Origin of the sequence: Kitasatospora sp. NPDC092286, from assembly GCF_044755565.1 — a bacterium.
GTDB lineage: Bacteria > Actinomycetota > Actinomycetes > Streptomycetales > Streptomycetaceae > Kitasatospora.
Genome location: NZ_JBIVRD010000072.1, coordinates 1 through 22,975, shown reverse-complemented (window position 1 = coordinate 22,975; position 22,975 = coordinate 1). Strand labels below are relative to the sequence as shown.

Below are 22,975 nucleotides of genomic sequence, written 5' to 3'. Positions count from 1 at the left end.
CCCCACTTTCATGCCCGGCCGACCAGAAGATCACCCGACCGAGTCGGCAGACTCGAACTCACGCCCACCAGGATCGATAGAGCAACGGCTAGTGAGCGTTGCACAGGTACAGCTTCACGCGGCCGGCGAGGGACAGCGCGGCCGTTCGGCGGGCGGCGTACTCGGTCTGGGTGAGGCTGATGTTGACGCCGTCCAGTCGGGGGCAGTGGGGGAAGCGGCGGGCGAGGTGTTCCAGCGCCGTGCCCCAGCCGAATCCGACGTCCAGGATCCGCTCAGGCTCTCTGCCATGGTCGTTCAGCCCGGCGATGTTCAGTTGTCGTTCGAGGTGGCGGCGTCCGGAGGCGTCCAGCGACTCGGGGGACTCGTCCTGCGGGGCCGGCATGTCGGCCTGGCCGTAGACGCCGAACTGGAACCAGAGGCCCGGGCCGATCACGTCCTGCCACAGGTGCGTGGCGTCGCTGTAGGTCTCTGCGACCCGCGGCTGGTAGGGGTCGGCCACGGGACCGTTGATGAGCTCATAGGGGATCTGCCCGCTGTCAGCTGTCATGAGAGTTCTCCGCCGTCCTCGCGGCGCCGCATGCGCCGGTTGCCGGCCCTGCCCCGAAGCCGCGCGGTCAAGGCCGAGAAGCTGGCTGAGGTATTCCCACTGGTGCGACTTCGCAATCTCCACCAAGGGCCGCCAGACGGTGCGGTGGCCGGGGTCCGCCATCAGCTGGGCGAGCAGGGTCCGGGGAGGGCGACGGGCGTGCTGACGCTCCCGCCGTACCGGGGCAGGGGCCACGCCCGACGCCTTGTGCGCGCGATCTCCCGGCACGCCCTCGCACGGAAACACCAGCCGCAGTACCGCTGCCAGCTCGACAACCACGCTTCGGTGGCGGCGGCCCGATCGGCAGGCCTGACCCGATTCGGGACCTGGGACATCGTCTCGCCGGACTCGGCCGGGTAGGGGCGGGCGGTGGCGAGCCGATCCCGGCGGCCAGGGCGGGGTTGCGGCGGGTGGTGATCGGCCGGTTCATGGATACAGATGGTCGGGTTGTCCGATATCCATGGAGGCGGGTGTGTCATTGAGTCGGCGGGCGTTACTGGTGGTGGCGGCCGGAGGCACGCTGGCGGGGTGCCAGAGAGGCCAGGGGACGGCGCCGGCCGTGCCGTCCGGCCCGGCGTCCGCCACTGTGACACCCGCCCCCGCTACGGCACCCCCCACGACATCCGCAGCCTCGCCGGAGCCCGCGGAGACCCCGGCGCCCACCGCCCCCGCGCCGAGGCCGGGCCGGGCCGAGGTGGTGGCCCGGTACGGCGGCGTGGCGCCGGAGGAGTGGGGGCTGGAGGTGTCCAGGGTGATCACCGGGCTGCCGGGCGGCGAGCGCACGACGGCCCTCACCTTCGACGCCTGCGGCGGCCCCGGCGGGAACGGTTACGACGCCGACCTGATCGACTTCCTGCGGGCCCACGACGTCCCCGCGACGCTCTTCCTCAACGCCCGCTGGATCGACGCCAACCCGGCGGAGTTCGACCGGCTGGCCGCCGACCCGCTGTTCGAGATCGGCAACCACGGCTCCGTCCACCGCCCGCTGTCGGTCCGCGGCCGCTCCGCGTACGGGATCGCGGGCACCCGCGACGTGGGCGAGGTCTACGACGAGGTGGCGGACAACGCCGAGAAGCTGACCGGGCTGCTCGGTCACCCGCCGGGCTTCTTCCGGTCCGGCACCGCCCACTACGACGACATCGCCACCCGCATCGTCGCCGACCTGGGCGAACGCGTCGCGGGCTTCACCGTCAACGGCGACGGCGGCGCGACCCTCGGCGCGAGCGAGGTCCGTCGGGAGGTCACAACCGCTCCGCCCGGTGCCATCGTGATCGCCCATATGAACCACCCGGGCGGCGGCACCGCCCCCGGCATCGCCGCCGCCGTCCCGGCGCTGCTGGCCTCGGGCCGGCGCTTCGTCCGGCTCTCCGAAGCCCTCGGCTGACGCCCGAGCGGGCCGTCCGGGCGGTCACGCCCGGCGAGACCCGTGGAAGGCGCCCCGGAGCCGGGGGCGGTGCCGGGCCGGGCCGGGGTGACCGTCCGCCACCGGGTGCGGTGAATCGGCAGCCCGTCCGGTGGGCAGGCGCGGCGCTTTCCGACGGACCGGCCCGGCCTGCGCTGGGCACCCCTGCCACGCCCTGCCCCCGCGGTGCGGCCGCCCCGAGCCGGTGCGAGTCGGAGCGGGCCGACCGGCGGGACCGGACCGACCGGACGGACCGTCAGGACACCCGGTGGGCGATCCGCTCGTGGTACCTCAGCGCCGACACGGTGCCGTCGGGCTCCCGGACGAAGGAGAGCGCGTCACCCAGCGGGCTGCCGTCCTCGGCCAGGGCGACGAGGGTGTCCGGCGGGGCCAGGACGAGCCGGCCCGGGGAGGCGAGCTCGACAAGGTACTGGTCCGGATCCACCGGGGCCTGGTCCGCGATGACGCCCATCTCGCCCTCGGCCGCGCCCCGGACCAGCGTGACGGTGCCGTAGAACCCGCAGTCATAGGTGCCCAGCAGGGCATCGGCCAGTTCGTCACCGATCGGACGCAACTCGCGCGAGGGCTGCTCGCCGAGCACCGCGGTGAGGATCAGCCGCTCGATCTCCTCGGCCACGGTGGCTCCCTCGATCGAGTTGGTCAGGACGGTGTAGCAGAGGCCCCGCGACGGCATGAGCACCAGGCGCGCCGCGTAACCGATGGTCAGCCCGTCGTGCGCCATCACCGGGCTGCCCGCACGCTCTTCCAGCATCCAGGCGAGCCCGACATCGCGCCCCGGGCTGCCCCGGTGCCCCTGCGGACGGAAGAGGCCGCCGGGTGCCTCCGGCGAGGTGACGTACGCCGCGTAGCGGATGAGGTCGCGCACCGAGCTGAGCACGCCGCCGCCCGGCACGTCCCAGCCCGGGAGCTGCCAGTGCCGCTGCCACCCCTGGTCGGTGAGCAGCGTCGCCCGGCCCTCGGGGTCGCGGCCGTGCGGCGCGGCGACCCGCCGGGTCACGACCTGGTCGGCGGTCGTGAAGGTCCCCGCCATGCCGGCCGGGTCGAGAACCTCGTCCTGGAGGACGTCCGCGTAGTGCCGGCCGGTGACGCGCTCCACCACCGCCGCGGCCAGCATGATGCCCGGGCCGCTGTAGGAGTAGTCCGTGCCCGGGGGGAAGAGCAGAGGACGGCGGACGAAATGGGCCAGCGACGCCTGGATGGAGTCGTCCGCGTGGTCGGCGAGCAGCCGCGGGGCGTCGGCGATCATGTTCTGGGCGTCGATGCCCGAGGTGTGCGTGATCACGTGCCGCAGGGTGATGCGCTCGTCGATGCCGGTTCCGGCCGGGAAGAGCGGAGCCACGGGAGCGTCCAGTTCCACGCGGCCCCGGTCGACCAGACGGCCGACGACGAACCCGAGCAGCGTCTTGGAGATCGAGCCGACCTGGAAGATCGTGTCGGGGTCGACCGGGAGGCTGTGGGCCACGTTGGTGACACCGTAGCCGAGCAGTGTCGTCCCGCCGTCGGCCAGGACGCCCACGGCGACGCCCGGAACGCCGTGGCGCGCGAGGATTTCGGGGACCTGGCTGTCGAGCAGGCCGGTGAGGTCGGACACGGTGATGTTCCTCCTGCGAGGCGAGGGGAGGGAGGGGAGGGGAGGGGACAGCGGAGGTAGCCGAGGTCAGGCGCCGGCCGCGGTGCGGGTGTGCGGGTCCAGCCGGTCACGCAGGACGTCGCCGAGCAGGTTGAACGCGAGGACCAGCAGGACGAACGCGATCGCGGGGAACGCGACCACCCAGGGATCGGTGAGCAGGTACTGCTGGGACGAGGAGATCATGCTGCCGTAGTCCGCGTCGGGCGGGCGGACCCCGAACCCGAGGAAGCTCAGCGCGGCGTACGCCCCCTCGGCGGTCGACAGGTTGATCGCCGTCATGATCACGAGCGGCGAGGCGATGTTGGGCAGGATGTGCCGGAACATGATCCACGACCTGCCCCGCCCGCAGAGCCGCGCCGCGTCGACGAAGCTGCGCCGCGCGATCTCCAGCGTGGAGCCCCGGGCGATGCGCGCGAACCGCGGAATGCTCACGATGCCGATGGCCAGCGAGGCGTTGAGCAGGCCGCTGCCCATCACCGCGATCACGAGGATCGCCAGCAGGTACTCGGGGACGGCGAACAGCAGGTCGACGAGCCGGGAGAGGATTCCGTCCCACAGCCGGCCCAGGAACCCGGCCGCGATGCCGATCGACGTTCCGATCACCAGGGCGAACAGCACCGCGTACGTCGCCGACAGCAGGGCCGGCCGGGCGGCGGCGATCACGCGGGAGAGCTGGTCACGTCCGAGCGCGTCCGTCCCCAGCCAGTGTTCGGCCGAGGGGGCGGACAGCCGCGGGCCGGCGCCGACCTCGTTCGGGCCGTACGGCGCCAGGAAGGAGCCGAACACCGCCAGCAGGACGTACCCGACGATGAGGAGGACGGCGGTGTTGGCGACGAGCCCGCGCACCGGCCGGCGGCGGGCGCGCTTCGGCCCGGGGGACAGCGGGGCGGGAGGAGGCGGGGAGGTCGGAGGGGATGGGCGGGCGACGGTGTTGGTCACGCTGGCTCCCGTGTCCTATCGGTTGATGATGCGCCGGTCGACGAACGGCAGCGCGATGTCTACGAGCAGGTTGCCGAGGATGAACGCGGCGGCGATGACGAGAGCCTGGCCGGTGAGCTGGGAGAAGTCCCGGTTCGAGATCGAGGCGAGTACGCCGCGCCCGAGTCCGGGCAGGCTGAAGATCTCCTCGACGATGAACAGGCCGCCGACGAGGAAGCCGAAGATGAACCCGATCAGGGTCAGCACCGGCGGCAGCGCGGTGCGCAGGGCGTAGACGTACCTGATCCGCCACTCCGCGATGCCGTTCGTCCGCGCCGTGGTGATGTGGGGCTGGGCGAGGACCTCGATCATCGACGACCGGGTCATCTGGGCCACGAGCGGTGCGGTGGGAATCCCGACCGCCAGCGCCGGCATCAGCATGGTCTGGAGGTTGCCGATGCCGTTGTCGGAGAACGGGATGTAGCTCGCCGAGTACAGGTTGGTCAGGAAGTGCGCCGACAGGTACAGCGCGACCGAGCCCGACACGAACCCGGGGAAGGCGAAGACCACGAGCAGCGGAATGCGGATACCCCAGTCGAGGCCCTTGCCGGAGCGGGTCGCCGCGATCACGCCGACCGGAAGTCCGATCGCCACCGCGATGAGCAGCCCCATGAGCGCCAGTTCGAAGGAGACCGGCGCCTGTTGGGCGATCACCTGGAGGTTGTCCTGCCCGGAGAGGGGCGACACCCCGAAGTCGCCGTGCAGGGCGCCCGTCAACCAGTCGAGGTACTGGCGGTAGAGCGGCTGGTCCAGTCCCAGCTTGTGCTCGATGGCGGCAAGCGTCTCGGGTGAGGCCTTGGCGCCGGCGATCACCGCCGCGGCGTTGCCCGGTACCAGCCCGCGACCGGCGAAGAACACCAGCGCGGAGAGGGCCAGCAGGACGCCGACGGCACTGGTCAGCTTCTTGGCCAGGTAGAGGATCAAGACTCTCCTCCCAGGTCCGCGACGGTCGTGGTGGCGGCCGTTGTCAGCGTGAGCCCGCCCGGCTTGTGGCAGCGCACGCGGTGATCTGTTGTCACGTCCACGAGTTCGGGCGCGACGCGGCGGCAGTGGTCGTCGGCGATCGGGCAGCGGGGCGCGAACCGGCAGCCGGCCGGCGGGTCGACCGCGCTCGGCGGCTCCCCGCGCAGCACGACCCGTTCGATGCGCGACCCGCCCTGGAAGATGCCGGGCTCGGTGGAACGGAGCGCGACCGCGTACGGGTGCAGCAGCCCCCGGTCGAAGGCCTCGGCCGGTGCCTCCTCGACGATCTGTCCCAGGTACATGACCGCCATCGCGTGGCTGATCCGGCGTACCGCCCGCAGGTCGTGCGAGATGAACACGTACGCGGTCCCGGTCTCGCGCTGCAGCCGTTCCAGCAGGTCCAGCACCTGGGCCTGGAGCGAGGCGTCCAGCGAGCTCACCGCCTCGTCGAGCAGGATGAGGTCCGGCCCGGCGACCAGGGCACGGGCGATGCAGACGCGCTGCTGCTGACCGCCCGACAGCTGGTGCGGATAGCGGGCTCCGAGCTCGGGCGGCAGACCGACGGCCGCGAGGGCTTCGTCGACGCGCCTCTCCCGCTCGGGCCTCGCAACGCCGCCCAGCGCCTCGGCGATGGCGGCGCGCACCGTCATACGGGGGTCCAGGGCGCTCGCCGGGTCCTGGAAGACGGCCTGCACCTTCCCGCCCGCACCCGCCGTGACGTCGTGCTGGTCCGCGCCGACCAGCACCGAGCCGGACGTCGGGGCATCGAGCCCGGTGATCAGCCGGCCCAGCGTCGACTTGCCGCATCCCGACTCCCCGACCAGGCCGAGGGTACGGCCCGCGCGGAGCCGGACGCTGATGCCGTCCACGGCGTGCACCTGCGGCCGCTTGCCCGTCAGGCTCGTCCGTCTCATGCGGAAGTGCTTGACCGAGTCCCGGACGTCGAGCACCAGGGGCCGGCGCTCCTCGGAGATCCCGGACGGCGTCTGCTCGCCGGTCATGCCACCTCCTCCTTGCGGCCGTCCACGTCGTCGAGGAGCCGGCCGTGGGCTGCGGCGAGCAGCGACCGGGTGTAGGGGTGCGTGGGGCGGGTCAGGACGTCGGATGCCGCCCCGTTCTCGACGATCCGCCCGCGGTACATCACCAGCACGGTCGTGCAGAGCTCGGAGACCACGCCCACGTCGTGCGAGATCAGCAGCAGCGTCATCCCCGCGTCGGCGACCCGTTCGCGCAACAGCTCGACGACCTGTGACTGGACGGTGACGTCCAGCGCCGTGGTGGGCTCGTCGGCGATCAGCAGATCGGGGTGGTTCAGCAGCGCCATGGCGATCATGACGCGCTGCCGCATCCCTCCCGACAGCTCGTGCGGGTAACTGCGCCGTTTGACCGCGGCGTCGCCGATGCCGACCCGGCGCAGCGCCTCCTCGACGGTCGCCGTGCGCTCGCGGCGGCCGAGCGGCCGGTGCGCGGAGAGTACGTCCGAGAGCTGGCGCCCGATCGTGAGAACGGGGTTGAGGTTCCCGAGCGGGTCCTGCGGAACGCGGGCCATCCGGGTGCTGCGCAGGGCCCTCAGCTCCGACGGCCCCAGGGTCGTCAGGTCCCGGCCGGCCAGACCGATGTGACCACTGACCGAGGCCGAGGGCGGAAGCAGCCGCAGTACGGCCGCCGCCAGTGTCGACTTGCCCGACCCGGACTCCCCGACCAGCCCGACCCGGTCACCGCGCGCGATGCTGAAGGAGACGTCCTCCACGGCGGGCCGCTCCGCGGACCCGTAGCGCACGGTGAGCCCGTCGACGGTGAGCAGCGGCTCCGGATCGCGCGGTGCCCGGACCGCGCCGGCCGGGGCGCGGTCCGTCTCCGGGGCGCTAGCCACGGCTCACCTGGGCCAGGAACGTGCGGCTCTGGCTCGGCGGCAGCTCCACCCCGGTCAGTCCCTTGCGGTACGCGACGACGGTGTTCGTCGCGAGCAGGGTGACGGTGGGGTACACGTTCTCGGCCTCCCACTTCTCGACGGCGATCAGCGCCGCCTGGTAGGCCGCCTGGTCACCGGCGCGCAGCGCGTCGTCGAGCAGCTTCTGCAACTCGGCCGGGACGGCCCCCTGACGGCCCTCGGCCGGCTGCACGTACTGGTAGGGGTTCGAGTAGTACGACTGCGCGTTCCAACTGAGCGGGTACTGCGCCTTGGTGAGCCTGTCGACCCAGGCGCCGCGTTCGAGCGGGTCGAGCTTGACCTTGATGCCGACCTTGGCGAGCTGGTCCTGGAGGGCCGCGGCCAGGTCGTTCGTCCCGGGGTCGTACCCGCTGATGTACATCAACGAGGTGGAGAAGCCGTCGGGGTAGCCGGCCTCCGCGAGGAGCGCCTTGGCCTTGGCGGTGTCCTGGGTCGAGAACGGCACCTCGGCCGGCTTGGGCGCCCAGGACTCGCCGTCGGGGATGTAGAGGCTGGCACGGGCGCCGCCACCGCTGTAGGCGTGCTCCGCGAGGCTGTCGCGGTCGAGCGCCAGGGCGAGGGCCTGGCGGACCTTCAGGTTGTCGAACGGTGCGGTGAGGTTGTTGATCTGAAGGAAGATCGTGGAGTCGGTGGGGACGGTCCCGACCTCAAGCCCGTCGGAGCCGGACAGCGTCTTGGCGCTCGACGTGCCGGTGAAGATCAGGTCGACCGCACCGGCCTGCAGATCGCTGACCTGCGTAGCGGAGCCGGGCACGTAGAGGACGCTGAGCCGCTCCGACTTGGTCTTCTGGCCCCAGTAGTCGTCGAACCGCTTGAGCTTCAACTCGCTGTTGGGACGGTACGACTCCTGCACCCACGGGCCCGTGCCGACCATGCGGGTGGCCAGGTTCTCGGAGGCGGCGGCCTTCTTGCTCATCACCGCGCAGCCCCAGACCAGCGGGTTCGCCATGTTGTTGAGGAAGCCGGCGTCGGGGCGCTTGAGGTGGAACACAACGGTCGAGGCGCTGGTCGCCTCGGCCTTCTCGAAGGTGGGGAACAGCTCCTCGGATATCCCGTCCGGACTGCTCTTCAACCGGTCGAAGGTGAAGGCGACGTCCTCGGCCGTCAGCGTCTCACCGTTCTGGAACCTGACGCCCGGTCTGAGGTCGAAGGTGTAGGTGAGCCCGTCGTCGGAGCGCTGGTAGCCGGTGGCGAGTTCCGGCTCGACCTTCCCTCCGGGAGTGGTGGTCATCAGGCACTGGTAGGAGAGCTGCCAGGCGAACCGGTCGGCGTAGAGCGCCGAACCCTGAGGGTCGAGGGTCGAGGGCGCCGAGGTCTCGGCGACGGTGATGCCCGTCGCGGACGTGCTGCTGCCGGGCGGTGAGCACCCCACCGCGACGGCGACCATCGCACAGGCCGCGGCGCCCGCGGCGGACCGCAAGGAAAAGCCGTTCTGCTTCTTCATTCGGACCTCTTCGAGGGTGGGCCGGCGTTCCCTGCTCTGACTTCAGGGAGCCGGCAGGCCGCAAGGGGGAAAGGATTTGCAATGCAACTTCCCGCGAGGTTTGCATTGCAACTTTTTGGGATGTTTGCAATGCAATTCAGCGCCATGCATTGCAGAATGTTTACCGACGCGCCATAGTGCTGTCAAGACCCGAGCACGCGGAAGAAAGGCGCTGGCCACACCGGCCGCGGCCGACCGGTCGCCCGTACCCACGAGCCCCCCCTCACTGAAATTCATGAGCGGAACCTGTCAGCGACGGGCGGGTGTACCTGTCCGCCCCCGCGGCCGGTTCCACCTGCTACATCGGCGGTCGGCGGACGGCCGGTGCAGGGGAAAGCGCCGGCCGGGTGCCCCGGGCGGAAAACCCGCACACATTCGATTGCGGCCGAACCGGTCTGGACAAAAGGAGGGTTGAACAGCACCCTGATAGCCAGCCGCCCGACGGAATAGGGCGTGGCCCGTGCCGACCTGCGCAACAGCCGCACGGCCGGCGGGATCCGCATGCTCGCTCAAAGCGATTTCGTGCTCGGAAATGACAATTCATTGACACGGGCGCCCAGCGCGCTCCAGGCAGAGAGGGGCACCAAAAGTGAGCTCGGAGCTGAGCCCCACACCGGGGCTTCGCAACAACTCGGCTTCGCTGCGCCGCGCGATCTCCATCCTGCTGCAGCTCGGAGACGAGACCGACGGGACCGGGTACTCGATCGCCGAGCTCTGCGAACGGCTCGGCCTGAACAAGAGCACGCTGTTCCGCCTCATCCAGCCGCTCCTGGAGGCCCGTCTGGTCGAGCACCTTCCCTCGGGCCGCTACCGTCTGGGACGGCGCAACGCCCAGCTCGGCAACGTGTACCTGACCGGCCTGGACCTCCCGCGCAGCATGCACGATGTCATGCAGAACCTCGCCGCACAGACCCGCGAGACCGTCCACCTCGTCGTCGCCGACTTTCCGAACATCGTGTACATCCACAAGGTGGACAGCCCGCATTCGGTCCGCATGTTCTCCCGGATCGGAAACAGCGCACCCGTCTACTGCACCAGCGTCGGAAAGGCCATGCTGGCCCACGCCGCACCGGCGACGGTCGACCTGGTGATCGAGAGCGGTATGCCCAGGCACACGCCTCGCACGATCACGACGGCCGAGGATCTGCGGTCCGCGCTGAGCGAGATCAGGCAGCGGGGCTACGCGATCGACGACATCGAACACGAGGAAGGCATCCGGTGTGTGGCGGCGCCCGTCTTCGACCACTCCAGAGCCTGTACCAGCGCGGTCAGCGTCTCGGCGCCCGCGGACCGCCTGCCGCGTGAGCGGGTGCCGGAGCTGGCGCCCCTGGTGATCGCCGCCGCGAACGAGATCTCCACTCGCCTGGGTGCCGTTCCGTGACCATCACCCGGGCTGCGTCGAAAACGGCCGGGCCGCCGCGGCGTGGGTGCCGCGGTGGCCCGGCCGGGTGCGGGGCGGGTGGGGCTTACTCCTCCGGTCCGAGCCGGCCGTCGACGAGGCGGAAGAGTTCGTCGTCGTCCGCCAGATCGAGCTCGGTGGGCGCGGCGGCGGCCGGGGCCGGACGGGCCAGGACGGCGGACGGGCGGCATCGGGCGCGGGCGTGCTGCCGGTCGTCGTGTCGAGGGTGCCGGAGGGGTGCCTGGTCCAGCCCTCGGAATCGGCCCGGCGGGCGTGCACGGCGAAGCCGCGGCGGCCGTCGACCGCCTGGGCACCGAGGGCGAGTTGGAGCGCGACGTGCCGGTGGCGGGCAGGAGGGGCGGCGCCTCCAGGGTGCGGGTTTCGAGAGGACTTCTGCGAATGGCCACCTGGTGAAACGTGACCGCTTCCGGGCCTCTCGCGGAACTCTCACAGGTGACCATGTGTGAGAAGTGGGGCCCGGGCGCGTACTCCCGGACGAGACGTGTGCGAGGGAACGGCGCACCCCTGGCGGAAGAAAGGTTAACCAGATGCTTGACTATTCGCTGCCGGCGTCGAATAGTTAGGCGCATGCTTAACCAAGCTGGTTCGTTGGACCGGGTGTTCCAAGCGCTGGCGGACGCGACTCGCCGGGACATCGTTGAGCGGTTGATCCGCGGGCCTGCCTCGGTCAGTGAGCTGGCCCGGCCGCTGGCCATGTCGCTGCCAGCGGTGATGCAGCACCTACAGGTACTGGAGGCGTGCGGACTGGTCCGGTCTGAGAAAGCCGGAAGGGTACGCACCTGCCACATCGAGCCGGGTGTGCTGCGAATGGCCGAGGACTGGATCGCTGCGCAGCGCACTGCCTGGGAACACCGCCTCGATCGCCTCGGCGACTACCTGACCGAACACTGCGACAGCCCAGATCAAGGGAGCACACAATGACCGATCACGTGGTCACGCATGCCACGTTCACCCTCGAACGCCTCTACACGGCCTCACCGGCCACAGTGTTCGCCGCGTGGGCCGTCCCCGAAGCAAAGGCCCGCTGGTTCGCCGGCCTCGACGCCGAGCACGAGCTTGATTTCCGCGTCGGTGGGCGGGAGGTCAACCGCGGCCGCTCTGGCGGTGGGCCGGTGCTGACTTTCGAGTCCTGGTACCGCGACATCGTCCAGGACGAGCGGATCGTCTACACCTCCACTCTGTCCGAGGGGCAAGACCTTGCGACAGTGTCGCTGACGACGGTGGAGTTCCTCCCCGAGGGTGGTGGCACCCGGCTGCTACTCACCGAGCAGAGCACCTTCCTCGACGGCCGCGAAGAACCAAGCTGGCGGGAGCAGGGCACCGGCAAGTGGCTTGACGCGCTCGCCGCCGAACTGCTGCGAAGCATCGAGCAACAGTGATGACCACGAGCGACCTTTCGCAGACTCGCCGTTGGCAGGTGCTGGCGCTGCTGGGCACGGCGTTCTTCATGACGATTCTGGACGGCACCAGCCTGCTCGCCGCTCTGCCCGCGATCGAAGGCCACCTTCGCCTGCACGGTCCTGCCATCCAATGGACCGTGACGGCCTACGCGCTGGCCTTCAGCGGGCTGCTGTTGTTATGCGGCCGCGCTGCGGATCTGCTGGGCCGTCGGCGTGTGTTCATCGCCGGGATGGTGCTGCGGGTCGTGGCCTCGCTGGCGTGCGGGCTCGCTCCGTCCATCCAGGCCCTGGTGGCCGCCCGGGCGGTGCAGGGCGTCTCGGCCGCGATCATCGCTCCGGCCGCGTTGTCGATGGTCATGAACACTTTCCCCGAAGGGATCGAGCGGAACAAGGCGCTCGGTATCTGGGGCGGCCTCGGCGGGTTCGGCGCCACCGCCGGTCTACTACTGGGCGGCATCATCACCGATATCTTCGGCTGGCAGTGGGTGTTCTGGGTCAACGTCCCGGTCGGGACCCTCGTGCTGGTGCTCGCCCCCGCCGTGCTGCGCGAAAGCCGGGACCGAGCACGCTCCCGTTCCTTCGACATCCCTGGTGCGCTGACCATCGCCCCAGCACTCGTTCTGCTCGTATACGTGATCACCCGGGTGCCGACATCCGGGTGGGCGAATGGACAGAGCATCGGGCTACTGGCCGCCGTGGCCGTGCTGGTCTGGATGTTCATCCTGGTAGAGAAGCGATCGGTGGCCCCGCTCGTTTCCTTTCAGTCGCTGCGCTCGCGCATGCTGATCGGCGGCAACCTCCTCCTGCTCATCGCCGGCATGACCGTCGACGGCATGCTCGTCACCCTCACCTCTTTCGTGCAGCAGGTGCTCGGCTGGCCGGCGGCGCAGTTCGGGCTGGCGGCCGCGATGATGACCGTCACCGCGGCCGCAGGCGCACTGCTGAGCCAACGGATCGTGCCCAGGTTCAGCCTGGGGCGGGTGGCTGCCGCCGGGACCGTCCTGCTCGGTTGTGGCTGCCTGCTGCTCACCCGCATACCGGCCGGTGGCCCGATGAGTCTTCTGCCGGCGGCCCTGTTCTTGTTCGGGGCGGGAATGGGCGCCGTCACGGTATGCGCACAGATCGCCGCGCTGACCGGCGTCACCGAAAAGGACTCAGGCCTGGCCGCCGGCCTCGCCGACACCTCCTTCGCCGTCGGCACCGCCGTCGGCGCTGCCGTCTGCACCAGCGTCGCCGCCGCCCGCACGTCCGCGATCGGTGGTCCGACACCGCTCGCACTCACCACCGGGCAGCATGCCGCGTTCGGGGCAGCTGGCGTCTTCGCCGCTCTCGCCTTGATCACCGCGTTGACGCTCCTCAGCAAGCGATCCGGCCTGTCCCGCAGTGTGTCGGCAGACGCAAGCGAGAACGTATCTACCAGGGCACCGTCAACCTCACCTTGATCTACGGGACACACCCTGGCTCCCCCCCCGGCGTGATTCCTGTTCCGCATTCCATGGAGGCCGGACCCGAATCCGGCGACAAGGCCTCGACGCTGATCTTCGCGTCGGCGCCGGCCTCCTCCAGCCGCTCGGCCATCTGCTTCCACGCTGCGTCCAACACCTCGTCATCCAGGAAGAAGAACCGCTCCAGCTCAGGCTTCGTCGGCTCCTCGGCGAACTTTCCGTACGCCTCAGCCTGCTCATCAGATAAGAATTCGACCGCCATGCCCGGACCGTAGCCAGGCCCACCCATGATCGAGGATCTTTCCCTGAACCCCAGCACCGGACCGGATCGCTGTGCTAGGCGACCAAGATCAACTGCTTGGCGCCAGCGGCTGTACTGATGGTCCAACCGCCGCCAATTGCATCTGATGCGAACTCGCGACGGTATGCGCATCGCTGTGGTCGATGGCGGTACCCAGACCCCTGAAGTGCAGCGTTGGCCTGTGATGCAAGCGGCGACAGTAGCGGCGAACGGGGTGTGGCCGCCAGCCGGTGTCACTCGTCCGACTGACTGACCTGCGGATCGCCCGCCGACTCGCATTGGATGCGGTTGTCTCGCACCTAATGCGAGTTGCGGAGGGTGGTGGACCAGTGGGGTTCAACGGGCTGACTCCTGGGGTGGCGAGGCTGCACCTGGTGGATGGGGTCGCGCTGCTGCGGCCGGAGGAACAGGTCTTCACGGCGATGTTGACCGGCTTCGCGAACCAGCAACTGGCGCGGAACCTGGCCCGGACGACGGTGGAGGGCAGGGAGAACACGATCAAGGCGTTCGCTGCCTACGTGAACACCTTCCCCTGGCACTGGACGCCGGCGATGGTCGACGAGTGGCTTGGCGACCTGCGCTCGCTGCGCGACCTGAAGCGTTCCACGGTCCGCTCCTACTCCGAGGCGGTACGGGCGTTCTGCCACTTCGTGACCGATCCCCTCTACGAGTGGGCGGCGACCTGCGAGGAGCGGTTCGGCGCCCACCCGGTGCAGGTCGTGCACGAGTGGAACACTGCGGTTCACACCCAGGAGAACGAGTCGGACCCGAAGAAGCGGGCGTTCACCAAGGCCGAGCTGCACGCCTTCTTCGCGCACTGCGACGACGAGGTCGCCCGGATCCGGGCGTTCGGTCGCAAGGGCTGGCTGCCCGCGTTCCGCGACGCCGCCTCGTTCAAGACCGCCTACGCCTACGGGCTACGGCGCAACGAGACACGGATGCTGGACGCGGCCGACTTCGGGCGCAACCCGCACGGCGCCGAGTACGGCGAGTTCGGCCGGTGCCAGGTCCGGTTCGGCAAGGCCAAGAAGGGCTCACCGCCCAAGCGCCGGGGCGTGCTGACCGTGTTCGACTGGAGCCCCGACGTTCTGGACGAGTGGTTCACCGAGGTCCGCCCGCTGTTCGGCACCGATGGCAACCCGGCAGCCTGGCCCTCCGAGCGCGGACTGCGGATCGGCTGCCAGCGCATCAACTCCCGCTTCATCGCTTACCGCAAGGCGCTGGGCCTGGACGACGGGCTGGACTGCCACTCCTTCCGAACGTCCTACGTCACCCACCTGATCGAGGACGGCTGGGATCCCCGCTTCGTCCAGGAACAGGTCGGCCACGAGCACGCCAGCACCACCTCCATCTACACCTGCGTCTCCTCGGACTTCCGTACTCGCACCCTGCGCCGGCACCTGGACACCACCATCGCCGTGGCCCTCCAGGCCCATAACGGGAGGCAGGCATGAAGCGCACGGTCGGCTACACCTGGCGGCTGCGCGAGGTGATGGCCTCGCACCGTGTCTTCACCGCCACCGAACTGGTGCCGCTGCTGCGCGAGCGGGGCATCGACCTGTCCGCTTCCCAGGTCCACCGCCTGGTCTCCGGCACCCCCGAACGGCTGTCGCTGCAGGTCCTGTCCACGCTCTGCGACATCCTCTCCTGCACCCCGGCCGACCTGGTGGCCACCGCCGCCGAGAACGCTGGCGTCCGCAAGACCGCCACCGGTGACCTGCCCGCCCCGGCTGCGGATGTCGCGAAGCTTCGGCCCCGCGCGGCCCGCATTCTGCCCGACGTATGAGCCGCCCATACGCCACCGACGAGCAGTACGAACGCTGGTTCATGGCCGAGTGCTGCCGCTGCGGCCGGCGAAGGCACAAGGCCTGATTTTGTCGGGTCATATGAGGCTCTGGTCCACTTCTTGTGGTGCGGCCACGCGGGGTGAGCAGTGGATGATTCGGAGCGTTTTGGACCTTGAGTCAGAACGGCGGGTCTTCGCTGTAGCCGCCGCCTATCCAGTTGCCGTCCCAAGAACCGCGTGCAGCTCTGAGGCGGGCATAGTGCTCGCGGGCTGCGATATCGGACGCGTTCTCCAACCCGCTGGTGTCATGACCCCATGCCTTCAGCGCGTCCAGGACGCGGTCGCGATGGTGCCGGTCAGTACTGGTGGCCAGTAGACGTCGTGCGTGGCCAGCCAGATCGGCCTGGTGCTGGGTGAGGAGGGGGTGCTCTATGAGAGGAATGGCAGCGATCAGAGCGGCGTGGCACACTTCGGCGTTGTCATGGCCGAGGAGGGCTTGAACAGCGGAGAAGATCGCCGGCCGTGCGTCCCTAAACGCACGCATCTCCGCGTACTCATCGAGACATCCCTCACCGTAGAGACGTTCGTCAATGGCAACGCACTCGTCGTCGGCGTCGTAGGCGGTGTCGCCGAGCCAGTCGAGGAACTGCACGAGGGTCGGGCGGGTCGGGGGTGTCGTGGCGTCGTGACTGTAGTCGCCTGCCGTGATGGCCGGGTGGTTGAGGATCGCCGCGACGAAGAGCGCCACGGGCACAGTGGCCTCGTAGATGCTGTTCTGGTGAGTTACGGGTCCCAGCGCATCCTGGAGAGCGGACTCCCTGATGACCGGGTCCGAGCTGGTCAGGAGTGTCAGCGCCGCCGGCAGGGATTCACCCGTGCCGCAGGCTGTGGCGAGCGACGCCCAGTTTGTGCTGTCCAGCAGTGCCTGAAAAGGAGGGAGCTCGGCGGGGTGAGGCTGCTCGGTCTGTCTGCGGCTGCGGGTCACAGGCTGAGGCTATTGCGTTGACGAGCCAGAGTTGTGCCCGGGTGTCACGTGGAGAGCAGGACGCGCTTGCGGAGTAGTTCGAAGCCTGCGCGGCCGAACATTTGGCGCTTGAGCATCTTAAAAGTTACGTGGAATCTGCCGGGGTGATCATGTCTCCCCGGTGCAACCACGGACTTGGGAGATGGCTTGAGCGGCACGACGGTGCTGAGGGAGAAGTGGCCGGTGCTGGGCCGGCACGAGCAGGCGGCGGTGTGGCTGGAGATCTGGACCGATCTGGGGCGGGCACCGAGGACGATCGACGCCTACGCGCGTGGGCTGGCGGAGTACCTGCTGATGTGCGAGCGGGAGGGTGTTGACCCGGCCACCGCGAATCGCGCCGACATCGCCTTCTACGTAAGGGAGTTGACCTCACGACCGCACCGTCGGGGTGCGAACGTGGTGGTGATCGACTCTGGGTCAGGGCTGGCGAACGCCACGATTCAGCAGCGTCTGGTGCCGGTCCGTCTGTTCTACGACTTCCTCATGGAGGAGGGTCTGCGCGAGTCGAACCCGGTGGGCCGGGGCCGCTGTACCCCTGGGCGCCAGCAAGGCGGGCAGAAGCGCGGACTGGTGCCGCGGCTCACGAAGCTGGCATGGATCCCCAGCGAACAGCAGTGGCTGGAGATCCTGCAGGTCGCGCGGGAGGAGCCGGTCCGCAACCGGGTGATGCTGGCCCTGGCCTACGACGCCGCCATGCGGCGCGAGGAGCTGTGCTCGCTGCGGACCGACGACCTCGATCCGGCCCACCGAACGCTGAGGGTGCGGGCGGAGACGACGAAGAATCGGCTGGAGCGGGTGGTGCCGTACTCGGCGGCGACCGGAGTGCTGCTGTCGGCCTACCTCGCCCACCGGGCCACGATCAGCCGGGCCCGGGGGCCGCTGTTCCTTTCGGAGTCCCGGCGCAACCACGGGCAGCCGCTGACCCTGTGGACCTGGTCGAAGGTGGTCCGCCGGATCGCCCTGGCGGCTGGTGTCCCGCGGTTCTCGACCCACACCACCCGGCACCTGTGTCTGACCGATCTGGCCCGGATGGGCTGGGAGTTGCACGCCATCGCCACCTTCGCCGGCCACCGCAACACCGATTCCACGCTCCAGTACATCCACCTGTCCGGCCGGGACCTGGCCGACAAGCTGGCCCGCGGCATGGAGCACATCCATGCCTGGCGAATACAGATGCTCACGTCCGCGGACGGTACGACGGCGGAGGTGTCGCGGTGACCGCACCACTGCCGGCCATCGCCGCCGAGGACGGGGCCCGACGCTGGTCCTGGCCGATCTCCCGGCCCCGCGACAACGCCGCGGTGGCAGTGCGACCCGCCGAGGCCAGGGCCGTGGCCGACCTGGGCTTGCGCAACCTGCGGCGACTGCAGTACCACGACCCGTCCGCGCCCGGCTGGCGCGTGATCGCGCGGCTGCTGGTTCCGCTGGAGGCGGTCAACGCCGCACTGGACTCCCCGCCCACCTCGCATCGCCGACGGGCCATGCTCGACGTGGTCGCGGTGTTGCTGACGCGGTGCGCGGAGACCGGCAGGACCTTCTGGGGCTGGACCGAGGAGGAATGGTTCCACCTGCTCGGCCGCACTCAGGCCGAGTTCCGCCAGCACGCGCCCGCCTGGGCAGGCGACGAGGTCCGCCCCTATCTCGCGGCGCACGCCTACCTGCTCGGTGGCTTCAACGAGTTCCACCGACTCGGCAGCTTCCAGCGGCTCACCCTGGCCTGGCGGATCTTCGGACGCGACCGCGTCAACGGCGAGGTCACACGACTTCGTACGGTCCTGGGCGCCTGGGGCTACCGGCTCGGCCGGGACGAGGACACCCTGCTGCCGATGGTGGCCTGCCAGCTGTTCCTGCTCAACCGCAGCCCACACCTCGAAGACCTGGACACCGCACTGTTCGACCGGGTCCGCCGTGACGGGCTGCTGGACGGCAGCAGGCTGAACACCCTGCACGCAATGCAGCGGGCGGTCGCCGAGCTCGGATTCTGCGATTCTCCGCGTCCCGGCACCGGCCGCCACTCGGCCCGGGCCAGCGGCGGAGCGCCGATCTGGGAACAATGGGCCGACCGCTGGCACGCCACCTCGACGCTGACCCCGCGCGTTCGCGGCGGCGTCCGCTCGAACCTGCTCAAGGTCGGCCGGTGGATCGCCGCCGAGCAGCCCGACGCCGCCGATCCGGGCGACTGGACCCGGCAGACCTGCGCATCCTGGATCGCCGCACTGGACCGGATGAAGGTCGGCGACTACGTCCAGCGCACAGTTGGGCTGGGGGACCGTCTCGGCAAGCCACTGGAAGCCCCCAGCAAGGCGGCCCAGATCACCGCGCTGCGAACGTTCTTCCGCGACTGCCAGGAATGGGAGTGGCTGCCCCGCCGCTTCGACCCCCTGTGCGCGCTGGCCATCCCTCGCAGCATCACCGCCCTCCTCGGGCCCGACCCCAGAGTGATCGCCGACGAGGTCTGGGCCAAGCTGTTGTGGGCCGGCCTGAACCTCGAACCTGAGGACCTGCCGCAGACCCGGTCTGGGCACTTCTATCCCTTCGAACTGGTCCGTGCGGTCACACTGACCTGGCTATTCGCTGGCCAACGCAGCGACGAAATCGCCCGCTTGAGGCTGGGCTGCATCCGCTGGCAGCACGACGGGAGACCGATCGCCGGCGACTCGCCGCAGGTCCTGGCCCGCGACGCGGTCTGCCTGCTCGACGTCCCGACCCACAAGACCGGCACCGCCTTCACCAAACCGGTCGACCCGATCCTCGGCCAGGCCATCGACGCCTGGCAGGAGATCCGCCCGGACCAGCCGAAATTCACCGACCGCCGCACCAACGAGCTGGTCGACCCGCTGTTCGCCGTCCGGGCCCGCCGCGTCTCCACCAGCTACATCAACAACACGATCATCCCGATGCTCTGCCGCAAGGCCGGAGTCCCGGCCGCCGATGTCCGCGGGAACATCACCAGCCACCGGGCCCGGTCCACCATCGCCAGCCAGCTCTACAACGCCAAGGAGCCGATGACGCTGTTCGAGCTACAGGCCTGGCTCGGACACCGCTCACCGCAATCCACCCAGTACTACGCCAAGATCACGCCCAACACTCTCACGAAGGCATACACCGAGGCCGGGTACTTCGCCCGCAACGTCCGCACAGTCGAGGTCCTTCTCGACCGAGATGCCGTCACCTCCGGGGCCGCGGCCACCGGTGAACCATGGCAGTACTACGATCTCGGTCACGGGCTGTGCTCCTACTCGTTCTTCGAACAGTGCCAGCACCGGATGGCCTGCGCCCGCTGTGATTTCTACACTCCCAAGGAATCGACGAAATCCCAACTCGTCGAAGCCAAGGATAACTTGCAGCGCATGCTCGTGAGCATTCCGCTCACCGAAGAGGAACGCGCCGCCGTCGACGACGGCCAGAGCGCACTCGACCGCCTGCTCGAGCGCCTCTCCGAGGTGGCCACCCCAGCCGGCCCGACCCCGAGCGAGCTCCGCGCCGAACCTGGCCGCCCCCTGCCTCTGACTGTCCGATCATCACCCGACTCCACCGACCGAAAGTGCTGCTGACATGCGACCCGCCCTCTTCACCATCGACCTCCCCGGCCCGGGACGACTGAGCACCATGGCCAGACCCCGCGGCAATGACTGGCTTGAAGACGAGATGGCCGCGCTGAAAAACTGCGGCGTCGACACCCTGGTCTGCGCGCTCACCGGACCCGAACTCGACGAACTCGGCCTCGCAGACGAACCCCGAACAGCCACAGCAGCCGGGCTGCAATTCGTCGCGATACCCATCCCCGACCGCACCGTCCCCGACTGCACCGCGATCCTGCCTACCCTGCACAGACTCGCCGAGCAGCTACGCGACGGTGCACACGTTGTCACCCACTGCCGAGCCGGCATCGGACGCTCATCCCTCCTCGCGGCCGCACTCCTCATCCTCAACGGCGTCGCTCCCGACACCGCCTGGAACCAGATCGAACGAGCTCGCGGGCTCGCCGTCCCAGACACCGCCGAGCAGCGAGAGTGGACGATGCAACTGCTCAAATAGGCATGATGTTGACAAATCAGATTCCACAGAATGATCCGGTTGACGGTGCCTTCGACGGGGCCGGAGTTCCAGTGGGTGGTCAGTCCGGCGTGGACGGCGTCGTAGTCACTGTTCAAGCCGATGGCGAAGGTGCTGATCCCGGGCAGGCCCGAGGTCATGGCCTCGGTGATCCATTCGGTGAGGCGTTCGCCCTCCAGGCGGGTGAGCATCTCGGCGAAGGAGGCGACCAGGCCAGCGGCGGTGTCCAGTTCGGGGCAGTGCGCGAGGACCGCCTTGCGCTGGACTTCCTCGTCGGGAGTGAGCCCGGCAGGGTGGCGGGTCAGCCAGCCGGTGACCTGCCGGATCGAGGGTGGCGGGGGTGGTGGCGGTGTGCTGTCCGGGGCAACAAGGGCCTGGCGCTTCCACTGGACGAGGAGCGTCCGGCCGCCCCGGTAGCCCCGAGCGGTGATCTCCTCGAACAGCACCCGAATGGTGATCCTCCCGCCCGTCTCCTCCCACCGCTGGGCCAGGTAGGGCTTGAACGGGTCGAGCTTGCTCGCCCGGGGGCGCCGGTCCTTCATCATGTCCTGCCAGCGCGCGGCGTGCGCGTAGCGGCCGACGGTGTTGCGGCTCCAGCCAAGGCGGCGGGCAACCTCGCGCATGCTCATCCCTCGTTCCAGCAGCTCGTGGATCAGGGCGTGGTGGGCGCTTCGCCGGTCCGCCATCCGCCCGGTGGGGTCGGTTGGCTCACCGTCATCGTCGGCACCGTTGTCGTCGGGGATCGGGGCCTCCCACTGCGGTTCGGGCTCCGGCTCGAGGACAGGGAGGCTGTGCAGGCAGGAGCGGTGGTCGAGCACGGTGCGCTCGACGGCCTGGGTGAGGTTATGCCACAGGTGGTACCGGTCGGCAACCTGCCGGGCCTGAGGTGCCGCGGCATCGGCGGCCTCCGCGTAGGCGCTGGCGCGGTCGCGGCAGATCACCTCGACCTGCGGGTGGTCAGCGAGCCACGGGCCGAGGGTGGCCGCGTCGCGCTCCGGGAGAAGATCCAAGACCCGGTGGGTGATGGCGTCGATGATCACGGTGCCGTAGACATGGCCCTTGCGCAGGGCGAAGTCGTCCACCCCGATCGCGGTCGGGGCGCCGACGGGCAGGTCCGGCATCTCCATCACGCGCCGCAGCAGCGTGCTGCGGCTCCCACGCAGGCCCAGCAGCCGGGCCATCCGTTCACCGGCCCGGCCGGCGAGCGCCAGCCCGACCGCAGCGACCGCCGAGCGCAGCCGCTCGGTGCTCTGTCCGTGTCGGCGGGTCAGGCCCTGACCGTGCCTCCACCCGCACCACGGAGCCGACCGGTTCCACCTGGACCACTGCCACCTCCGGCACTGACGGGAACAGCAACTCCTGGAGCAGGGACCACGATTGCGTCACGGTCGCCGACTGTCAGCCACCCGAAACCCGAGCCGACGACTTTCAGTCGATCTACGAGCCCGCCGAGAGCCGGTGATCCGTTACGGACCGTCACCGGTCACACAACCTGGGCCAGAACCTCATATGAGAGCCACTGCTTCGGTGTGAACGGGAGCCGGGTGTAGACCGTTCGTGGCGGTGGTGCACTCGCCCGGGACGGGTGCTCTTCGGTGAGTTCGGGGGCCACTTCGGCGGGAATGGGAGCCACTGATCGGGTGACCGGGCGGGTCTGGGCGGAGTGTCCGAAAAGACCGGGTCAGCGTCGTCGATAACGTGGGGTCGCGGGCCCGGGTTGCCTCCCTGACAAGTCGTGGCCAGGGCCCGCCCCGTACGAAGCGAGAGTACTGCGACAGCATGCCGTGATCGAGCCCGTTGGGTTCCTCGAAGTGCCTGGCGCACTGGTCCAGCTGGCTGTCGCGTGGCGTACCCGGCCGTCCCCCGCCTTCAGCACCGCTGTAGCGTTGTCCGCAACCGATCAGGGGGATTCAGTGACGAGGTCCTTGCACTTCAGCTGGGAACTGAGCGGCTCCGGCTGGGCGACGTGCAGGATCTGGGACGGCTCGACGAAGCACCGGGAGAGCGTCAGCTACTGTGCAAACGCGCTCGCCGACTTGTTGAAAGGCGTGACGGGCCTTTACGGCCCCCATGGCATCCAGCGGTTCTCGTTCGACCTTGAACCGGCAGAGGCGCGGTGGATTCTTCGTCGCCGAAACAGTGACGTGCACATCGCGATCCGTCGCTTCCCGGACATGTCGACCAGCTTCGACGCACCGGACGGCAAGGGCACCCTCGTGTGGACGTCCACACGTCCTCGTACCTCCCTGGCGCATGCGGTCCTGATGGCTGCCGAGAAGGTGCGGCGAACCCACGGCGAGGACGGCTACCTCCAGAAGTGGCAGATGCACGCCTTCCCCACCACCGAACTGGAAACCCTTCGGCACCTGCACCTGGCAGCGGATGACTGCGCTCTCCAGCACTGAACCAACGGCGCCTCACGGCGCAAACAAAAGCTGACTAGCCGTTGCTCTATCGATCCTGGTGGGCGTGAGTTCGAGTCTGCCGACTCGGTCGGGTGATCTTCTGGTCGGCCGGGCATGAAAGTGG

21 protein-coding genes and 1 pseudogene are annotated in these 22,975 nt (G+C 69.5%); 12 read left to right on the top strand and 10 right to left on the bottom strand.

What is annotated here, in order from left to right:
• Positions 1–88: 88 nt before the first annotated feature.
• Complete coding sequence (locus ACIQIB_RS38005; RefSeq protein WP_400763821.1) at positions 89–547, bottom strand: SAM-dependent methyltransferase; 459 nt, start codon at positions 545–547, stop codon at positions 89–91.
• A gap of 30 nt (positions 548–577) precedes the next feature.
• Here ACIQIB_RS38005 and ACIQIB_RS38000 point away from each other — a divergent pair, with 30 nt between their 5' ends.
• On the top strand, positions 578–946 hold the full coding sequence (locus tag ACIQIB_RS38000) for a GNAT family N-acetyltransferase (RefSeq protein WP_400763819.1): 369 nt from the start codon (positions 578–580) through the stop codon (positions 944–946).
• 337 nt (positions 947–1,283) lie between these two features.
• Positions 1,284–1,970 (top strand): polysaccharide deacetylase family protein, encoded by a 687-nt coding sequence (locus ACIQIB_RS37995; protein ID WP_400763817.1) that lies wholly within the window; start codon positions 1,284–1,286, stop codon positions 1,968–1,970.
• Between the two features lie 274 nt (positions 1,971–2,244).
• Here ACIQIB_RS37995 and ACIQIB_RS37990 read toward each other — a convergent pair whose 3' ends face one another.
• From ACIQIB_RS37990 to ACIQIB_RS37965, 6 genes are all read right to left on the bottom strand, one after another.
• The gene (locus tag ACIQIB_RS37990) at positions 2,245–3,600 is read right to left on the bottom strand and encodes a serine hydrolase domain-containing protein (RefSeq protein ID WP_363611082.1); all 1,356 of its coding nucleotides are present in this window, start codon (positions 3,598–3,600) and stop codon (positions 2,245–2,247) included.
• Between the two features lie 66 nt (positions 3,601–3,666).
• Positions 3,667–4,578, bottom strand: a complete 912-nt coding sequence (locus tag ACIQIB_RS37985) for an ABC transporter permease (protein ID WP_400763815.1) — start codon at positions 4,576–4,578, stop codon at positions 3,667–3,669.
• A gap of 15 nt (positions 4,579–4,593) precedes the next feature.
• Positions 4,594–5,541 carry an ABC transporter permease gene (locus tag ACIQIB_RS37980; protein WP_363611078.1) on the bottom strand — a complete coding sequence of 316 codons (948 nt, stop codon included), beginning with the start codon at positions 5,539–5,541 and terminating at the stop codon, positions 4,594–4,596.
• Positions 5,538–6,581: an oligopeptide/dipeptide ABC transporter ATP-binding protein gene (locus tag ACIQIB_RS37975; RefSeq protein ID WP_400763813.1), complete on the bottom strand. Its 1,044-nt coding sequence runs from the start codon at positions 6,579–6,581 to the stop codon at positions 5,538–5,540. Before ACIQIB_RS37975 ends, ACIQIB_RS37980 begins: the two co-directional genes overlap by 4 nt.
• Positions 6,578–7,453 (bottom strand): ABC transporter ATP-binding protein, encoded by an 876-nt coding sequence (locus tag ACIQIB_RS37970; protein ID WP_363611074.1) that lies wholly within the window; start codon positions 7,451–7,453, stop codon positions 6,578–6,580. The genes ACIQIB_RS37975 and ACIQIB_RS37970 overlap by 4 nt, the downstream gene beginning before the upstream one ends.
• Positions 7,446–8,975 carry an ABC transporter substrate-binding protein gene (locus tag ACIQIB_RS37965; RefSeq protein WP_400763811.1) on the bottom strand — a complete coding sequence of 510 codons (1,530 nt, stop codon included), beginning with the start codon at positions 8,973–8,975 and terminating at the stop codon, positions 7,446–7,448. The genes ACIQIB_RS37970 and ACIQIB_RS37965 overlap by 8 nt, the downstream gene beginning before the upstream one ends.
• 628 nt (positions 8,976–9,603) lie before the next feature.
• Here ACIQIB_RS37965 and ACIQIB_RS37960 point away from each other — a divergent pair.
• The 4 genes from ACIQIB_RS37960 (at position 9,604) to ACIQIB_RS37945 (ending at position 13,276) form a co-directional block, all read left to right on the top strand.
• On the top strand, positions 9,604–10,395 hold the full coding sequence (locus tag ACIQIB_RS37960; RefSeq protein ID WP_400763809.1) for an IclR family transcriptional regulator: 792 nt from the start codon (positions 9,604–9,606) through the stop codon (positions 10,393–10,395).
• A 606-nt stretch (positions 10,396–11,001) separates the two neighbouring features.
• Positions 11,002–11,355 (top strand): metalloregulator ArsR/SmtB family transcription factor, encoded by a 354-nt coding sequence (locus ACIQIB_RS37955; RefSeq protein ID WP_366695747.1) that lies wholly within the window; start codon positions 11,002–11,004, stop codon positions 11,353–11,355.
• The gene (locus ACIQIB_RS37950) at positions 11,352–11,813 is read left to right on the top strand and encodes an SRPBCC family protein (protein ID WP_400650364.1); all 462 of its coding nucleotides are present in this window, start codon (positions 11,352–11,354) and stop codon (positions 11,811–11,813) included. The genes ACIQIB_RS37955 and ACIQIB_RS37950 overlap by 4 nt, the downstream gene beginning before the upstream one ends.
• The gene (locus ACIQIB_RS37945; protein ID WP_400650361.1) at positions 11,813–13,276 is read left to right on the top strand and encodes an MFS transporter; all 1,464 of its coding nucleotides are present in this window, start codon (positions 11,813–11,815) and stop codon (positions 13,274–13,276) included. The genes ACIQIB_RS37950 and ACIQIB_RS37945 overlap by 1 nt, the downstream gene beginning before the upstream one ends.
• Before the next feature lies 1 nt (position 13,277).
• Here the strand turns inward: ACIQIB_RS37945 and ACIQIB_RS37940 are convergent, their stop codons facing one another.
• Positions 13,278–13,541: a hypothetical protein gene (locus tag ACIQIB_RS37940; protein WP_400763824.1), complete on the bottom strand. Its 264-nt coding sequence runs from the start codon at positions 13,539–13,541 to the stop codon at positions 13,278–13,280.
• Positions 13,542–13,936: 395 nt separating this feature from the next.
• Between ACIQIB_RS37940 and ACIQIB_RS37935 the strand changes: the two genes are divergently transcribed.
• Together ACIQIB_RS37935 and ACIQIB_RS37930 are read left to right on the top strand one after the other, a co-directional pair.
• On the top strand, positions 13,937–15,034 hold the full coding sequence (locus tag ACIQIB_RS37935; RefSeq protein WP_400763806.1) for a tyrosine-type recombinase/integrase: 1,098 nt from the start codon (positions 13,937–13,939) through the stop codon (positions 15,032–15,034).
• Positions 15,031–15,366 carry a helix-turn-helix transcriptional regulator gene (locus ACIQIB_RS37930; protein ID WP_363615350.1) on the top strand — a complete coding sequence of 112 codons (336 nt, stop codon included), beginning with the start codon at positions 15,031–15,033 and terminating at the stop codon, positions 15,364–15,366. Before ACIQIB_RS37935 ends, ACIQIB_RS37930 begins: the two co-directional genes overlap by 4 nt.
• A 178-nt stretch (positions 15,367–15,544) precedes the next feature.
• Here the strand turns inward: ACIQIB_RS37930 and ACIQIB_RS37925 are convergent, their stop codons facing one another.
• A complete protein-coding gene (locus ACIQIB_RS37925) occupies positions 15,545–16,351 on the bottom strand; it encodes a hypothetical protein (RefSeq protein ID WP_363615352.1) in 807 nt (268 codons plus the stop codon).
• A gap of 186 nt (positions 16,352–16,537) precedes the next feature.
• Between ACIQIB_RS37925 and ACIQIB_RS37920 the strand changes: the two genes are divergently transcribed.
• From ACIQIB_RS37920 to ACIQIB_RS37910, 3 genes are read left to right on the top strand one after another with little or no spacing between them, the layout of a single operon-like run.
• The gene (locus tag ACIQIB_RS37920; RefSeq protein WP_400763804.1) at positions 16,538–17,608 is read left to right on the top strand and encodes a tyrosine-type recombinase/integrase; all 1,071 of its coding nucleotides are present in this window, start codon (positions 16,538–16,540) and stop codon (positions 17,606–17,608) included.
• Positions 17,605–19,944, top strand: coding sequence for a tyrosine-type recombinase/integrase (locus tag ACIQIB_RS37915; RefSeq protein ID WP_363615074.1), 2,340 nt, complete (start codon positions 17,605–17,607; stop codon positions 19,942–19,944). Before ACIQIB_RS37920 ends, ACIQIB_RS37915 begins: the two co-directional genes overlap by 4 nt.
• Position 19,945: 1 nt before the next feature.
• The gene (locus ACIQIB_RS37910) at positions 19,946–20,428 is read left to right on the top strand and encodes a tyrosine protein phosphatase (protein ID WP_363615072.1); all 483 of its coding nucleotides are present in this window, start codon (positions 19,946–19,948) and stop codon (positions 20,426–20,428) included.
• Positions 20,429–20,472: 44 nt separating this feature from the next.
• Here the strand turns inward: ACIQIB_RS37910 and ACIQIB_RS37905 are convergent.
• A pseudogene (locus ACIQIB_RS37905) lies at positions 20,473–21,717 on the bottom strand (ISL3 family transposase); the annotation flags it as partial.
• 513 nt (positions 21,718–22,230) lie between these two features.
• On the opposite strand from ACIQIB_RS37905, the gene ACIQIB_RS37900 reads away from it, so the two are divergent.
• On the top strand, positions 22,231–22,851 hold the full coding sequence (locus tag ACIQIB_RS37900) for a hypothetical protein (protein ID WP_400763800.1): 621 nt from the start codon (positions 22,231–22,233) through the stop codon (positions 22,849–22,851).
• The last annotated feature ends 124 nt before the right edge of the window (positions 22,852–22,975 follow it).

Excerpts from the sequence above, each read along its gene's own strand:
- ACIQIB_RS38005 (WP_400763821.1), bottom strand. The coding sequence starts at position 547 with ATGACAGCTGACAGCGGGCAGATCCCCTATGAGCTCATCAACGGTCCC.
- ACIQIB_RS38000 (WP_400763819.1), top strand. The coding sequence starts at position 578 with ATGCGCCGGTTGCCGGCCCTGCCCCGAAGCCGCGCGGTCAAGGCCGAG.
- ACIQIB_RS37975 (WP_400763813.1), bottom strand. The coding sequence starts at position 6,581 with ATGACCGGCGAGCAGACGCCGTCCGGGATCTCCGAGGAGCGCCGGCCC.
- ACIQIB_RS37965 (WP_400763811.1), bottom strand. The coding sequence starts at position 8,975 with ATGAAGAAGCAGAACGGCTTTTCCTTGCGGTCCGCCGCGGGCGCCGCG.
- ACIQIB_RS37955 (WP_366695747.1), top strand. The coding sequence starts at position 11,002 with ATGCTTAACCAAGCTGGTTCGTTGGACCGGGTGTTCCAAGCGCTGGCG.
- ACIQIB_RS37950 (WP_400650364.1), top strand. The coding sequence starts at position 11,352 with ATGACCGATCACGTGGTCACGCATGCCACGTTCACCCTCGAACGCCTC.
- ACIQIB_RS37945 (WP_400650361.1), top strand. The coding sequence starts at position 11,813 with ATGACCACGAGCGACCTTTCGCAGACTCGCCGTTGGCAGGTGCTGGCG.
- ACIQIB_RS37940 (WP_400763824.1), bottom strand. The coding sequence starts at position 13,541 with ATGGCGGTCGAATTCTTATCTGATGAGCAGGCTGAGGCGTACGGAAAG.
- ACIQIB_RS37930 (WP_363615350.1), top strand. The coding sequence starts at position 15,031 with ATGAAGCGCACGGTCGGCTACACCTGGCGGCTGCGCGAGGTGATGGCC.
- ACIQIB_RS37910 (WP_363615072.1), top strand. The coding sequence starts at position 19,946 with ATGCGACCCGCCCTCTTCACCATCGACCTCCCCGGCCCGGGACGACTG.